Source organism: Lentzea alba, assembly GCF_047445655.1.
Taxonomy (GTDB): Bacteria; Actinomycetota; Actinomycetes; order Mycobacteriales; family Pseudonocardiaceae; genus Lentzea; species Lentzea alba_A.
In genome coordinates, this window is record NZ_JAJAEG010000014.1 from 242285 (window position 1) to 255156 (window position 12872).

The following is a 12872-nucleotide window of genomic DNA, read 5'->3' on the forward strand; positions in this document are numbered from 1 at the left end:
CACCGCGTCGGCTCCCCTTGCCAACCCCGGTTGTGTGAGACGGAGTACCGAGCTGGCGGCTTGGTGTCCTTAACGGACAGATCTACGCATTGCCGCGTCGTGTTCGGCAGGACATGAGGCGTCATAGAGGCGAACGATCAGCTTTCTGGAGTCGTCCTCGTCCAAGCTCTTCTCGTCAAGTGCACGAATGACCTTCTCGTAACCCGTGATCGCGTCCGCAGCCTCGGCGAAGAGGCTGGAGTTCTCGGTGCCCACCCACACCAGCGGTTCGTACTTCCCGAAGGTCAACTGAGTGAACGGCCCAGCGAGGCCTGGATGAGCGCCAAGTGCGGCGGGCAAGATCCGGATCACGACGTTCGACCACTTGGCCATTAGCAGCAGGTGGAGCAGCTGCCCCGCGTGTACCTCGTCACCGCCGACGCGCAGGTGCAGCGCCAACTCGTGGATGAAGAAGGTGCACTTCTTGCCACCGCGAAGCAACTCCTGCATCGCAAGCTGCGCCTTCACTCGATCTTGCAGCTCCTCCACCGGCACCGTGGAGGATGCGTGTAGCACCTCGTGCATGTAGTCGACCGTCTGAAGGAGCAGCGGCACCATGTGCGTGTGCCAGCCCGTCAGAGACTTGGCCACGGCTAGATTTTCGGCCAGCGTACGAAGCCAGATGGGCCCACACGTGCCGTGTTGTTGCCACCAGCCCCTGATGTGAGTCTCCGGGTACAGCGACAGCAAGTGGGCAAAGTCGGCGGCACCGACTCGGCAGACACCCAGCAGCGCGGCGACTTCGAGCTGACTGGCCCCGCCTTTGCCGTTCACCACATTCGAAAGCTTGGCTTGATCCCAGTCCAGGATTTCAGCGACCGCGTGCGCGGTCAGCTCTGCGCCTGCGATGGCAGCCCGCACACCTGCACCGAACTCCCGTCCGCGTGCGGTGGAGATCCTCTTTGGCATGTCTAGTTCCCCGCACCGGTTCGAAGAACGGACCGAACGCCTTCAAGTGCCTTCCGCAGCTCTTCGCGCGCCCACACAGCCTTCTGCGCGGCGTCAGCGCAGCGGCGGAGGTAGTGCCTGCCGAGCAGCAGGACGTAGAGCGGAGGCAGCACCAGCCAGACGAGGAACAGCAAGATCCCAGTTGCGTCCCACACCATGATCCCGTCACCGCCTCCGTCGACATCAGATCCGCAGACATCAGCTTCCTCGACGGCAGATCGGGTGTAAATGACCAGGCAAAGACCTATGGCGACCCCTCACGACCTACACTCGTTGGCGCTGACATTAGCGAGACAGAGAGGTCGGCCGATGAGTTCGCCAGATCGAAGCGGGCGGCCGGGGACGCTGTTCGGCGAGTTGTTGCGGGAGCGACGACTAACGGCTGAGGCGTTCAGCAGAGAAGTCGAGCGATTCGCACGAGAGCGCGGCTTGAAAGCAACGCTCGGCCCCCGCCACGTCCAACGCCTGGCTTCCGGCGTCCGTGCCGACGGCCGTCCGCTCGGGCCTCCTAGACCGATCACTCGCCGCCTGCTTGAAGAGATGTTCAACCTGCCGATTGCTCGTCTTCTTGAACCGACCCACGTGCCGATTTCGCCTGCGTCCGACGACCTGGAGTTGCAAGCCCGCATCGCGGCAGGACGCAACATCGATGAGAGGACCGTGAAGCTCTTCCAGCATCAGCTCGACATCGCCCGCGTGATCGATCGCCGGCTGGGCGCGCCCGCATTGCTCGGTCAGCTTCGTGCGCAGATAGACCAGATGGATGCCGTGCTGGACGACGTCCTCAATCAGCCGACTCAGGCGGACTTGGCTGCCGTGTTGGTCGATGCTTCCGCGCTCGCCGGATGGCAGTCACTTGATCAAGGACTGACCAGCGATGCCTGGGCCTGCTACAACCGGGCCATTCGCGCAGCGAGGTACGCACAATCGCCTGCGCTTGAGGCGTACGCGCGTGCGGGTCAGGCCGTCGTTTTGCTCGACATCGGCGAGACACAAGCCGCTGTCGATCTGACCGATGACGTGCGCGCGACAGCGAAAGGCCGGGTCCCAGATCTGCTGTTCTCGTGGCTCACTGCAGGCTATGGCGAAGCCTGCGCAGCCAACGGCGAAGGCCTGCGGTCCATGCGGGCATTCGACGATGCCGCGCGAGTCATGCCCAACACAGCCAACGGCGACACGCCCTATCTCGTCTTCGATTCCACGCACTTGTCGCGGTGGCGTGGCAATGCCCTTGCTCGGCTCAGGGCACCTGAGGCGATCGACGTGCTCAGCGACGTCCTGGTGCGTCTCGACTCCAGTTTCACAAGGGCAGAGACCACGCTTCGGATTGACCTTGCTCAGGTGTTCACGGCGACCGGGGAGGAAGACGCAGCAGCCGCGCACATGGAACGTGCGCGGCTGCTGTCGGCTCAGGTGGGATCGGTGCGTCAGCGCAATCGGCTCGCAGCGCTAGTCGGCTGACTTCTTCGGCTTCCGCTTCGGCATGCGGGACCCGAGGAGTTCGGCCGCCTTTCGATCGGAGGCGGCAACCCAGGCCGCGTAGACACGCAATGTCGTCGCTCCGCCACCACCGTGGCCCAGTCGTCCGGCCACAGTCCTCAGATCCACTCCAGCCGTGAGCAGTTCCGTTGCCGAATAGTGCCGTAGGGCGTGGATGTGCGTCTTGATCTTCAAGCGCTCCGCCATGTCCTTGTAGCGGCTCGACACAGCGTGCGGCGAATAGGGCACGGTCGGATCGACCTTCCGCACGCCGGTGAAGACGTACATGTCAGGGGTCAGCTCGATCCCAAGTTCGGCGAACCGCTCTTCGCATCGCTGCCGGTGCTCCATGAGCAACACCACGGTCTCGGTGTCGAGCGCGATCCGGCGCATTTGGTGGGTCTTGGTGTCCTTCTCCTTACCCACGCCCCGACGCAGGGTGTAGCTACGGCGGACCTCGATCACGCCTTCGTCCAGATCGACGCGCGACCACTTCAGCGCACAGATCTCGCCACGACGCACACCGGTCGTCATCACGAGCCACACCAGCGTTCCCCAGTCGTCATCCATGACGAACGCTTCTTCGACCAAACGAGCGGCATCAGCAGGCGACGGCGGGTCTGGCTGCGGTGGTTTCTGCTGCGGCTTCTTCGCCACCTTGGCCGGATTGCTCGGGACCCAGTCCCACCTGACCGCCGCGTTCAGGACGCCGCTGATGATCGAGTGAATCTGACGCACGGTCGAAGCTGCCATCGGAGAGCACTTGTGCGGCTTGCACTTGGCCTTCTTGCAGTCGTGTTCCCCGTCGGCTTTGTGCTCCACGAACGGCTTGCCGTCGCACCGCTTCCGGCAACGACGGAGGTCCGCGTAGAGGTTTTCGAGCGCCCGCGCGGTCAGCTTCTTGGCCTGGATCTTGCCGAGCGCGGGACGGATCGTGCGTTCGATGTACCCCTCGTAGCCTTCGCGCGTGGTGTCCTCAAGATCAGAGGTCCGCAGCCACTCATCAATGGCGTACGAGAACGACACGGTGGTGCTGGCCGCTCGTTGTGCGTCGACTTCAGCCAGTAGCCGCGTCTGCACTTTGTCGGCTGCCTTGTAGGCCGCCTTATCGGTGCCCTTCACGGACTCCGTGAGATAGACGTCCTTGCCTGTAACCGGGTCCTTGCCCGCGAAGACACGGACCTGAAGCGAGTTGCCGCGAGCGCGGACACTGCCTCGCGTCCGGCGGTCTTCGGAGCCGTCTGCCCTGGTCATGACCTCATGGTCACCCCAGCGTCAATGGACAGCAACATGGACAGTTGATCACCTGTGGATCTTCGAAGGTGCCGTCCGTGCTGGTCAAGCTAGTGGGGCAGGTGGGGCTCGAACCCACGACCTGACGGATTATGAGTCCGCTGCTCTGACCAGCTGAGCTACTGCCCCCTGCAGCGGCCAGCATGGCTCACGCTGCGTGTTGGAGGATACCGATCACGCTGAACGGCCCTTGCGCGCCCCCGTGGCGAGCGACACATAGGCTGCACGCGTGCGTTTGACCCTCCGCGACTTCACCCCGGCGGACGAGCCCGAGGTGCTGAGGCTGTTCGCCGACTGCGACGACTGGTTCCAGGCTGCCACGGGACATCCCTCGGGGCCGGGTGACGTGCAGAGCCTCTTCTACGCGTTGCCCGAGGGGGCCACGTTCGAGCAGAAGCACCTGCTCGTGGCGGAGGCGCAGGGCATGATCGGGTTCGTCGACCTCGTGCTCGACCACCCTCAGCCGCGGCACATGAGCATCGGGTTCTTCCTGGTGCCGAAGGATCTCCGCCGGTGGGGCATCGGCCGCGAGATGGCGAACGCGCTCACCGAACGCTTCCCGGCGATCACGCACGTGCACGTCAGGCAGGACGACTTCCAGCCCGGCAACGAGTTCCTCAAGGCCATGGGCTTCACACTCAACGGTCAGCGCGCCGTGCTGGAGATCGCCCCGAGGTCCGACGGCCGGTAGCCCCGCGGATAGCCGGGATAGCTGCGGTTGGGCGTGCTGGTGAGCTTCAGAACGCGCCGCACGGGCATCCGGCGCACCACAGCAGCCCGCACGCGCAACGCCAGCCGCCCCACCGAGCCGACCCACGCCGGTGGCGACACAAACCCGAAGGCGCGCACCATCAGCGGGTCCAGCAGCGCGACGACGGCGCGCGAGACGACCGGGGACAGCACCGACGGGTACCACGAGCAGAACAGGTCGAGCGTGTACTGCCCGATGCGGCGGTTCGACTGCGCGTAGACGAAGTGCTTCTGCTCGTAGGCCGCCTTGAAGGCCCGGAACTCACCGAACGACGCAGGGATGTCCCGTATGCCCATCCGGGTGCCCACAGCGCGGTAGAAGTGGAACGCGGCCAGCTGCTCGTTGCGGCACAACGGCCGCCAGCCGTACAGGGCGATCCAGTCGATCGGGTCGTAGATGAACGTCGCCAGCACGTAGAGCATGTCGTCGTTCGTGATGTCGTAACGACCGTGCTGCCGGTTGACGACTCGCAACGCCTCACGCCCCCGCGCGGAGTCATAGCCGTGTTCGAGGAGCTCGGCCATGAGGATGGCGGTGTCGTCATAGCGCTTCTGCGGGCGGCGTTCGAACTCGCCGGTGCGCTCCAGCAGGCCCGAGATCGTCGGGACGCAGTACGTGCGGAACAGGGCCAGTTCCAACGACTTCTTGTAGTCCCACGGGAACTCCAGGCCGGCGGAGATGCGCAGGATCTCCTCGTGGTCGGCCACCGGATCCAACGAGGTGATGCGGCGGAGGTTCGTGAAGCGCGGCATCGACCCAACGTCACGCACAGGCCCCGAAAGCAAAAGACCCCAGTCGGATGACTAGGGTCTAGAAGGTGGCTCCCCCAACTGGACTCGAACCAGTAACCCTGCGATTAACAGTCGCATGCTCTGCCAATTGAGCTATGGGGGAATGTTCTGTTGTCTTGCCTGTCAGGCTTGGTTCCTCCTGACAGTGGGTAACTCTACATGAGCCTCAAAACGGGTTCTGCAACCACCCCCCGTTTTGCGGCAAAGTAGGTCCTGACCAGGCACGATGGGAGGAGATCCGCATGAAGGGCATCTTGGTCGGCGCAGCGATCGGCTACGTGCTGGGCGCGAAGGCCGGCCGCGAGCGGTACGACCAGATCGTGCGACTGTGGCACCGCTTCGTCGAGAACCCGACGGTGCGCAGGACGGCGAGCCAGGCCAAGGACAAGGCGTTCGAGGCCGCTCACCAGGCAAAAGACCTCGCTGCGGACGCTGCGGAGAAGGCCGCCGAGAAGGCCCCGTGGCGCCACCACGAGGAGGCCAACGGGCGGCCCGTCACGCCGCGCGCGTGACGATCTTCACACCTGCGCCACCGCGAAGATCCGCCTGAACGGGAACCACGTGGTGCCGTCGGCTCGTGCGGGGTACGCCTCGCGCAGCCGCGGCGCCAGGTCCGCGACGAACGCCTCCCAGTCCGAAGAGGACAGTGCCGCGCGGATCGGCCGCAATGCCGTTCCCGTAACCCATTCGAGAACCGGGTCCGGTCCGGAGAGCCGCTGCACGTAGGTCGTCTCCCAGACGTCCACAGAGGAGCACCCGGCCAGCAGCGAGGCGTACTCCACCGGGTCGAGCACGGGCTTCTCCGAGCGCAGGACGTGCGCCAACGACGGTCCGGCGACCTCGCGGATCAGCCGGTGCGACGGGTCGGAGTAGTTGCCCGGCACCTGGAACGCGAGCCACGCGCCGGAGGGCAACGAAGCAGCCCACTTCTCCACGATCGAGGGATGTGACGGAACCCACTGCAGGACCGCGTTGGACACCACGACATCGGTGTCCGGCAACGGTTCCCACGTGACAACGTCGTCGACGCGCGCATCCACACCGGCAGCCCGTGCGGCCTCGACCATCTCAGCGGAAGAGTCGAATGCCTCGACCACGGCCGAAGGCCACCGCGAGGACAGCGAAGCAGTCAGATTCCCGGGCCCACAGCCCACGTCCACCACGCGCCGAGGAGACTCCGCACCCACGCGTGCCACAAGATCGAAGAACGGCCGCCCCCGGTGATCCGAGAAGGTCAAATACTGCGCCGGATCCCACATAAAGCTAACAGTACACGCGTACTGCTAGCGCGTCAGCCTCGCGGAGAAAGTCGCCACGACCTCACGAACGGCAGCAAGATCCACACCCGCGTCCCCGCGCGCCTGCCACACGAACCCGTCCTGACCAGGGATCTTGCGCTGCAGGATCCACACGCCGGGCGACTCCACCCGTTCGCGCGCCCGGATCGAGCCCTCGACCCGCTGGCTGATCGCCCGCAGCACCCGGCCGGGATCGTCCACGGCAAACCGTTGCGCCGGAAGGTCTTCCAGCAGCACCACGGGTCCTTCCAGAGAAGCTTCGGCGGCCTCGACGACCCGCAGCGTGCCCTCCCACTTCACCTTGCTGATCAGGTGCCACCCGATCCGCCGGGGACCGGGCACCCACAGCCCGAGCGATGTCACGACCAGATGGCCGCCCTCGACCGGAGCAAAAGCGATCACGACCTCGTCGGGCTCCAACGAGCCGGTGAACCCGTCCGGCGCGCCAGAGCCGAACAACCGCCGGAACAACCCCACTACAGCACTCCCGCGCTCTGCTGCAGAAGCGCCTTGCGGTACTCCTCCAGCGCCACCAGATCGCCCCACAGCGCCCGGTACTCCTCGGCGTCCTTGATCGGGGACAGCCGCCGCAGCCGCGACTTCACGTCCTCGACCTGCTTGCCGACCTGCACCTCCTGCAGCCGCGCGATCACCATCGACACGTAGCGGAACTCGTCGTTCTGCTTGACGGTCAACGGTTCCACCGCGAGCTCGGTCAGCACCGACCGCACCGACGCGTGCGAGCAAGCCTGCGAGATCGCGTCCAGGTACGCCGTGCCCGCGAGCCCCGAGGACGCGCCACCGGCGTCGCGGATCGCCCGGTGCAGCGCGACGTAGGCAGGTTCGGTGAACGCCTCGTCCGGCAGCGAGTCGTACAGCGGACCCGCGTACTCGGGCATCCGCAGCGCGACCTTGAGCACCTCGCGCTCGGGCACCAGCCGTGGATCACGGGGGTTCGGCCGGGCGGGGCCGTCGACCTCGACACCCAGCGCGATCTGGTTCGGGTCGACGCGCTGAGCAGCGACGACCGGAGCCTTGCCACCGGAGACCTGCCGCACGCGGCGCACGACCATCGCCTCGTCGTCCCAGCCCACCCACCAGGCGAGCCGCGTCGCGTACCCGTCGCGCTTGGCGCGGTCCTTGATCTGCGCGACGAACGGCACCATCTTCTTCAACGCCTCGACGCGCCCGTCCACGGAGTCGAGGTCGTACGCCTTGAGCTGGGCCTTGATCGCGAACTCGATCAACGGCGTGCGCCGCGCCACCAGGTCGCGCACCGCGACGTCGCCCTTGGCCTGCCGCAGCTCGCAGGGGTCCATGTTGTCCGGCGCGACCGCGATGTAGGTCTGCGCGGAGAACGTCTGCTCCCCCTCGAACGCCTTCAGCGCGGCCTTCTGGCCCGCCTCGTCGCCGTCGAAGGTGAAGATGACCTCGCCGTTCACGTCGTCGTCGATCAACAGCCTGCGCAGCACGTTCATGTGGTCCGTGCCGAACGCCGTGCCGCACGACGCGACCGCCGTCGGCACACCGGCCAGGTGCATCGCCATCACGTCGGTGTAGCCCTCGACGATCACGGCCTGCTTGCGCTTCGCGATCTCCTTCTTGGCCTGGTCGAGCCCGAACAGCACGTTCGACTTCTTGTAGATCATCGACTCGCTGGTGTTCAGGTACTTCGCCTGGATCGGGTCGTCGTCGAAGATCCGCCGCGCGCCGAAGCCGACGACCTCGCCGCCGATGTCCTTGATCGGCCACAGCAGCCGCCGGTGGAACCGGTCGATCGGCCCCTGGCGGCCCTCCTTGGTGAGCTGCGACTTGATCAGCTCGGTGAGCTCGAAACCGCGCCCCAGCAGGTGCTTGGTGAGCTTGTCCCAGCCGCCTGGCGCGAAACCGCAACCGAACTGCCGTGCCGCCGCCTCGTCGAACCCGCGCTCGGCCAGGAACTCGCGCGCCGCCTGCGCCTCGGGCGTGGCGAGCTGCTCGGCGTAGTACTCGGCCGCCGCCTTGTGCGCCTCGATGAGCCTGCTGCGCGTGCCCCGGTCGCGCTGGATCGTGACGCCGCCGCCCTCGTAGGTGAGCTGGATGCCCGCCCGGTCGGCGAGCCGCTCGACGGCCTCCACGAACGACAGGTGCTCGACCTTCATCACGAAGGCGATCACGTCGCCGCCCTCACCACAGCCGAAGCAGTGGAACGTGCCGTGCGACGGGCGCACGTTGAACGACGGCGTCTTCTCGTCGTGGAAGGGACAAAGCCCCTTCAGTGCTCCCCCACCGGCCCTCTTGAGCGATACCTGGTCACCCACGACCTCGTCGATGCGGCTCCGCTCACGCACCAACGCGATGTCGCTTTCCCTGATGCGTCCTGCCACGCACCCGAGTCTAATCCCCTGGCAAACTGCCAACCGTGACCACGGTCGACGACTTCGGGCTCCATCGAACGCACCTGATCGGCGTGGCGTACCGGCTCACCGGCAGCGTCGCCGACGCTGAGGACGCCGTGCAGGAGGCGTGGCTGCGCCTGTCCGCGGCCGAGGGCGTCAGGGACGTCCGCGCCTGGCTCACGACCGTGGTGAGCCGCATCTGCCTGGACCGGCTGCGGTCGGCGGCCGTGCGCCGGGAGACCTACGTGGGCTCGTGGCTGCCGGAACCGCTGCTCACGACGAGCGAGGACGACGATCCGCTGGCGTCCGTGGTGCGGTCCGACGGCGTGCGCATGGCGGCGTTGGTCGTGCTGGACCGGCTCACTCCCGAGCAGCGCGTGGCGTTCGTGCTGCACGACGCGTTTTCGTTGCCGTTCAACGAGATCGCGGACATCCTGCACGTCTCGGAAGGCTCCGCGCGGCAGCACGCGTCCCGTGCCCGCAAGGCCGTCGCGGACGCCGAACCACCGCCCCGCGCGGCGCTGGCCGAGCAGCAGGAGGTGCTGGAGAAGTTCCTCCAGGCCATGAACAGCGGTGACATCGACACCGTGCTGGGCCTGCTGCACCCGGACGCGGTGATGATCGGCGACGCGGGCGGCAAGACGCGCACCGCGGTCAACACGATCACCGGAGCGGACAAGGTGGCCCGCTTCTTCTTCGGCCTCATCCGCAAGTACGGCTACCCGCAGGTGCGGCCGGTGCTGGTCAACGGCGAGCTCGGCGTCGTCATCCCGGCCCAGGGCGACGTGGCGGCGCGCGTCACGACGTTCACCGTGCACGAGGGCAAGGTCCTCGCGGTCTACGACATGGCGAACCCCGACAAGCTCGCTCACGTGGACTTTTTGGTCTAGACCGTAACTGTTCCCGGAATCGTTTAGACGCTAACGTTCTCCCGTTGGTCCAGCCCAAGCCCCCTGCCGCGGGTTGCAACCACCGGAGATCGAGCATGCCCGAACACGACGTCTCCTCACGCCGGGCGTTCCTGGCGACCGGTGCGGCGGCCGCCGTCGCACTGACCGCCGCCGGCACCACCACGGCGCGCAGCGCCCCTCTCCCGCTCACCCCGACATGCGTCGAAGACGACGACACCCCGTCGAACATCGAAGGCCCCTACTTCAAGCGCAACTCCCCGCAGCGCACGAACCTGCGCACGCCCGGCGTCACCGGCGTCGTGCTCAGCCTCACCGGGTTCGTCTACACGATGAAGTGCGCGCCGATTCCCAACGCACTGCTGGACTTCTGGCAGGCGGACGACCGGGGCGCCTACGACAACACGACGTTCAAGATGCGCGGGCACCAGTTCACGAACTCGTCCGGCGCGTACGTGCTGGAAACGATCGTGCCCAAGGACTACCCCGGTCGCACACCGCACATCCACGTCAAGGTGCAGGCGCGCGGCGGCCCGATCCTCACCACGCAGCTGTTCTTCCCGGACAACCTCAGGGCGTACGGGATGAACGTGGCCGCGCTGAACCGGCGCGACCGCTACCTCGACCGGGAGTGCGAGGTCGAGCTCGGCCCGCTCGTCGGCAACCGCTACACCGCCAAGTTCGACTTCGTCATCGAGAACTAGTCACCAACGCAATCGCAGCACCTTCCCGACATCCCTGAGCTTCGGAATCGCGCTGACGACCTTCATCTGGATCCTGCCGGACCTGGGCAACGCGTCCAGGTGCGGCAGGTCCACGCTGCGCCATGCGTCGATCGTCTTCAGGTTCGGGTGCAGCGCCTCGACCTCGGCCGGATCGTCGACGCCCCAGTGCAGCGTCGCGCCGGCGTTGCGCACGGCCGGCACGAGCTTCTGCAGCTTGATCCCCCACGAGCCGTAGACGTCGAACAGCAGCTCACCGCTGGAGAACCTGCTGGTGATCCTTCTGATCAACGCGTGACCTTCTTCCTGCGTGAGGTACATCGAGAGGCCCTCGAACACCGCGACGGCCGGACGATCCGCCGGGATGGCTTCGAGCCACGCGTCCTCGGTGACCGACGACGCCACGAGCCGGTAGTCCGGCTCTGGCGTCGGCAAAAGCTTGTGCCGCAACGCAACGACGTCCGGCATGTCGACGTCGACCCACCGCACCGTGTCCGGCCGTTCGATGCGATGCGCGCGCGTGTCCAGCCCACACGCGAGATGCAGCACGGTGCAGGTCGGGTTGCGCTGCAGGAACTCGCGCGTCCAGTCGTCGAGCACCTTGGCGCGGATGGCGACCCCAACGGCCGTCGTGGTGTTCATCCCGGTCTTGGCGAAGTCGTAATCGATCCGATCGACCGCGCGCTTCGCCTCGTCGTCGTGCAGCACGGACCTGGGCCGCTCGCTGTCGAGCGCCCGGCCGTACAGCGTGGCGAGCATGGTCTCCTGTGCACCCGTGAGGGTGATCTTCTCCACCCGTCTAGTTTGCCGGTACGCGGCAGGCGTCGCCGCTCGTGAAGCCCTGGTCCTTGATTCCGAACGCGCTGTTGAACCGCGCCCGCTGGTTCTCCAGCGCGATCTGGTAGGTCAGCGCGATGAGTTCCTTGCGCCCCAACAACCTCTCCAGCTCGGCGACCTGTTCGTCGGTGACGCTGACGGGTGTGTCGGTGATCGCGTCGGCGTACGCGAGCGCCTTGCGTTCGACGTCGGTGAACAGCGGCGAAGTGGCGTACGAGTCGATGTGCTTGAGCCGTTCGATGTCGAGGCCCTCGTGCTTCATCAGCATCGCGCCGAAGTCGACGCACCACGAGCAGCCGAGCTTCACGGCGGTCCGGTAGACGCAGAGCTCGAACAACGGCCCATGTGCCGCCTTCTTGACCGCCAGCTCGTGCCGCCCGCTCGCGATCAGCAGCTTCGGGTGGTGCGCCATGACCGTGACCGGCTCCGGCACCGCCCCGAACTCGCGCCGGGCGAACCAGTACACGACCTTGGTGAACAGGCCGGCGTCCTTCTTGGTGACTCCCTTGATCCTCGTTCTCACTGGACGAGGCGGCGACCCAGAACGTGACACAGAATGTGACACCTTTGGGTGACTGGGTTGCGAGGCGAGCACCTCATAGGGTCCATCCATGAGCAACGACTTCGTGCTGGACATCGATCACGAGTCGGCCGGCCTGCTGGCGGGGACATTGCTGGCGGGCGATTCGTGTGCGGTGCCGGTGCGTCACCAGAACGTCCGACTCCTGCTGTGCGCGCTGCCCGGCGAGGACGGCATGCGGCTGTTCCTGCGCCGCAACACTCCCTAACGGTCGTAGACGGCCACGTAATCCATCAGGAGGTCACGCGACCGCTCGTTGTCGAGCGCGACGGCGTGCATGCGCTGAAAGACCAGCACGGCCCGTTCAACGGTCGCCGTGTCGCTGGCCAACGACCAGTTCGCGAGATAGACGAGCGGCGGCTCGTGCTCGTACTGGATCAACGCGTAGTCCAGCCCGATCGCCGCCGCCCCGCCCGCGCTGGCCGGCACGACCCGGATCGACGGCGCGTGGAACAACAGATGCAGGACCTGGTCCTCCATCAGCCGGTTGCCGCCGACGACGGTGCGCAGCGCGTACTCGTGGATGAAGAACACGCACTGCGGCAACACGCCCTCGCGCTGCAGCTCCGGTGCCGGCGACAGGCCCAGCGCGTCCGCCAGCGCCTTGGAGTAGCTCTCGGTCCTCAGGAGGACGGGAATGGTGACGCCGCTGAAACAGGTGATCCGCGTGGCGCCCGCCGCGGCGAGCACCACGAGCTGCTCGCCGGCACCGTGCTGGGTCATGCCTGGAACGGTAAAGCCGTGATCATGATCTCGCCGTGCGAAACGCTCGCCCATCAGGGCGAATGCGCCCGAAAACCGGTTACGGACGGGCGATCTGCGCGAGGAAGTAGATCGCCTTCGAGCTC

Annotated in this window: 16 protein-coding genes and 2 tRNA genes; 6 read left to right on the forward strand and 12 right to left on the reverse strand. The window is 66.3% G+C overall.

The genetic code is table 11. From position 1 onward, the window contains the following. Positions 1-69: 69 nt before the first annotated feature. On the reverse strand, positions 70-948 hold the full coding sequence (locus LFM09_RS24470) for a DUF5753 domain-containing protein (RefSeq protein WP_414098861.1): 879 nt from the start codon (positions 946-948) through the stop codon (positions 70-72). Positions 949-950: 2 nt separating this feature from the next. Then, positions 951-1145 carry a hypothetical protein gene (locus tag LFM09_RS24475; protein WP_414098862.1) on the reverse strand — a complete coding sequence of 65 codons (195 nt, stop codon included), beginning with the start codon at positions 1143-1145 and terminating at the stop codon, positions 951-953. Between the two features lie 151 nt (positions 1146-1296). Here LFM09_RS24475 and LFM09_RS24480 point away from each other — a divergent pair, with 151 nt between their 5' ends. Further along, positions 1297-2448: a hypothetical protein gene (locus LFM09_RS24480; protein WP_414098863.1), complete on the forward strand. Its 1152-nt coding sequence runs from the start codon at positions 1297-1299 to the stop codon at positions 2446-2448. On the opposite strand, the gene LFM09_RS24485 is transcribed toward LFM09_RS24480, so the two are convergent. Together LFM09_RS24485 and LFM09_RS24490 are read right to left on the reverse strand one after the other, a co-directional pair. Beyond that, positions 2437-3720 (reverse strand): tyrosine-type recombinase/integrase, encoded by a 1284-nt coding sequence (locus tag LFM09_RS24485; protein WP_414098864.1) that lies wholly within the window; start codon positions 3718-3720, stop codon positions 2437-2439. The two genes, LFM09_RS24480 and LFM09_RS24485, sit on opposite strands and share 12 nt — an antisense overlap. A gap of 93 nt (positions 3721-3813) precedes the next feature. Then, positions 3814-3888 (reverse strand) — tRNA-Ile (locus tag LFM09_RS24490). A 100-nt stretch (positions 3889-3988) separates the two neighbouring features. Between LFM09_RS24490 and LFM09_RS24495 the strand changes: the two genes are divergently transcribed. Beyond that, entirely contained in the window at positions 3989-4450 is a 462-nt protein-coding gene (locus LFM09_RS24495; protein ID WP_414098865.1) for a GNAT family N-acetyltransferase, read from the forward strand. On the opposite strand, the gene LFM09_RS24500 is transcribed toward LFM09_RS24495, so the two are convergent. Both LFM09_RS24500 and LFM09_RS24505 read right to left on the reverse strand, forming a co-directional pair. Then, on the reverse strand, positions 4405-5262 hold the full coding sequence (locus tag LFM09_RS24500) for an oxygenase MpaB family protein (RefSeq protein ID WP_414098866.1): 858 nt from the start codon (positions 5260-5262) through the stop codon (positions 4405-4407). The two genes, LFM09_RS24495 and LFM09_RS24500, sit on opposite strands and share 46 nt — an antisense overlap. 66 nt (positions 5263-5328) lie before the next feature. Then, positions 5329-5404 (reverse strand) — tRNA-Asn (locus LFM09_RS24505). A gap of 139 nt (positions 5405-5543) precedes the next feature. Between LFM09_RS24505 and LFM09_RS24510 the strand changes: the two genes are divergently transcribed. Next, positions 5544-5813, forward strand: a complete 270-nt coding sequence (locus LFM09_RS24510) for a YtxH domain-containing protein (protein WP_414098867.1) — start codon at positions 5544-5546, stop codon at positions 5811-5813. A 6-nt stretch (positions 5814-5819) separates the two neighbouring features. On the opposite strand, the gene LFM09_RS24515 is transcribed toward LFM09_RS24510, so the two are convergent. From LFM09_RS24515 to dnaG, 3 genes are read right to left on the reverse strand one after another with little or no spacing between them, the layout of a single operon-like run. Then, positions 5820-6560: a trans-aconitate 2-methyltransferase gene (locus tag LFM09_RS24515; RefSeq protein WP_414098868.1), complete on the reverse strand. Its 741-nt coding sequence runs from the start codon at positions 6558-6560 to the stop codon at positions 5820-5822. Between the two features lie 24 nt (positions 6561-6584). Beyond that, complete coding sequence (locus LFM09_RS24520; RefSeq protein WP_414098869.1) at positions 6585-7076, reverse strand: hypothetical protein; 492 nt, start codon at positions 7074-7076, stop codon at positions 6585-6587. After that, positions 7076-8965: a DNA primase gene (gene dnaG, locus LFM09_RS24525; protein ID WP_414098870.1), complete on the reverse strand. Its 1890-nt coding sequence runs from the start codon at positions 8963-8965 to the stop codon at positions 7076-7078. The genes LFM09_RS24520 and dnaG overlap by 1 nt, the downstream gene beginning before the upstream one ends. A 35-nt stretch (positions 8966-9000) precedes the next feature. Here dnaG and LFM09_RS24530 point away from each other — a divergent pair, with 35 nt between their 5' ends. Both LFM09_RS24530 and LFM09_RS24535 read left to right on the forward strand, forming a co-directional pair. After that, entirely contained in the window at positions 9001-9867 is an 867-nt protein-coding gene (locus LFM09_RS24530; RefSeq protein ID WP_414098871.1) for a sigma-70 family RNA polymerase sigma factor, read from the forward strand. A gap of 95 nt (positions 9868-9962) precedes the next feature. Beyond that, positions 9963-10589 (forward strand): dioxygenase, encoded by a 627-nt coding sequence (locus tag LFM09_RS24535; RefSeq protein WP_414098872.1) that lies wholly within the window; start codon positions 9963-9965, stop codon positions 10587-10589. Here LFM09_RS24535 and LFM09_RS24540 read toward each other — a convergent pair whose 3' ends face one another. Both LFM09_RS24540 and LFM09_RS24545 read right to left on the reverse strand, forming a co-directional pair. After that, positions 10590-11402 (reverse strand): class I SAM-dependent methyltransferase, encoded by an 813-nt coding sequence (locus LFM09_RS24540; RefSeq protein WP_414098873.1) that lies wholly within the window; start codon positions 11400-11402, stop codon positions 10590-10592. A 4-nt stretch (positions 11403-11406) separates the two neighbouring features. Beyond that, positions 11407-11967, reverse strand: a complete 561-nt coding sequence (locus LFM09_RS24545; protein ID WP_414098874.1) for a carboxymuconolactone decarboxylase family protein — start codon at positions 11965-11967, stop codon at positions 11407-11409. A gap of 88 nt (positions 11968-12055) precedes the next feature. Between LFM09_RS24545 and LFM09_RS24550 the strand changes: the two genes are divergently transcribed. Further along, positions 12056-12232, forward strand: coding sequence for a hypothetical protein (locus LFM09_RS24550; protein WP_414098875.1), 177 nt, complete (start codon positions 12056-12058; stop codon positions 12230-12232). Here LFM09_RS24550 and LFM09_RS24555 read toward each other — a convergent pair. Beyond that, positions 12229-12747: a Scr1 family TA system antitoxin-like transcriptional regulator gene (locus LFM09_RS24555; protein WP_414098876.1), complete on the reverse strand. Its 519-nt coding sequence runs from the start codon at positions 12745-12747 to the stop codon at positions 12229-12231. The genes LFM09_RS24550 and LFM09_RS24555 overlap by 4 nt on opposite strands. Positions 12748-12872: the final 125 nt, after the last annotated feature.

What these genes read in the sequence shown, in the direction of transcription:
- LFM09_RS24470 (WP_414098861.1), bottom strand. Translation starts at nt 948, where the DNA reads ATGCCAAAGAGGATCTCCACCGCACGCGGACGGGAGTTCGGTGCAGGT.
- LFM09_RS24475 (WP_414098862.1), bottom strand. Translation starts at nt 1,145, where the DNA reads ATGGTGTGGGACGCAACTGGGATCTTGCTGTTCCTCGTCTGGCTGGTG.
- LFM09_RS24485 (WP_414098864.1), bottom strand. Translation starts at nt 3,720, where the DNA reads ATGACCAGGGCAGACGGCTCCGAAGACCGCCGGACGCGAGGCAGTGTC.
- LFM09_RS24535 (WP_414098872.1), top strand. Translation starts at nt 9,963, where the DNA reads ATGCCCGAACACGACGTCTCCTCACGCCGGGCGTTCCTGGCGACCGGT.
- LFM09_RS24555 (WP_414098876.1), bottom strand. Translation starts at nt 12,747, where the DNA reads ATGACCCAGCACGGTGCCGGCGAGCAGCTCGTGGTGCTCGCCGCGGCG.
- LFM09_RS24550 (WP_414098875.1), top strand. Translation starts at nt 12,056, where the DNA reads ATGAGCAACGACTTCGTGCTGGACATCGATCACGAGTCGGCCGGCCTG.
- LFM09_RS24515 (WP_414098868.1), bottom strand. Translation starts at nt 6,560, where the DNA reads ATGTGGGATCCGGCGCAGTATTTGACCTTCTCGGATCACCGGGGGCGG.
- LFM09_RS24510 (WP_414098867.1), top strand. Translation starts at nt 5,544, where the DNA reads ATGAAGGGCATCTTGGTCGGCGCAGCGATCGGCTACGTGCTGGGCGCG.
- LFM09_RS24500 (WP_414098866.1), bottom strand. Translation starts at nt 5,262, where the DNA reads ATGCCGCGCTTCACGAACCTCCGCCGCATCACCTCGTTGGATCCGGTG.
- LFM09_RS24480 (WP_414098863.1), top strand. Translation starts at nt 1,297, where the DNA reads ATGAGTTCGCCAGATCGAAGCGGGCGGCCGGGGACGCTGTTCGGCGAG.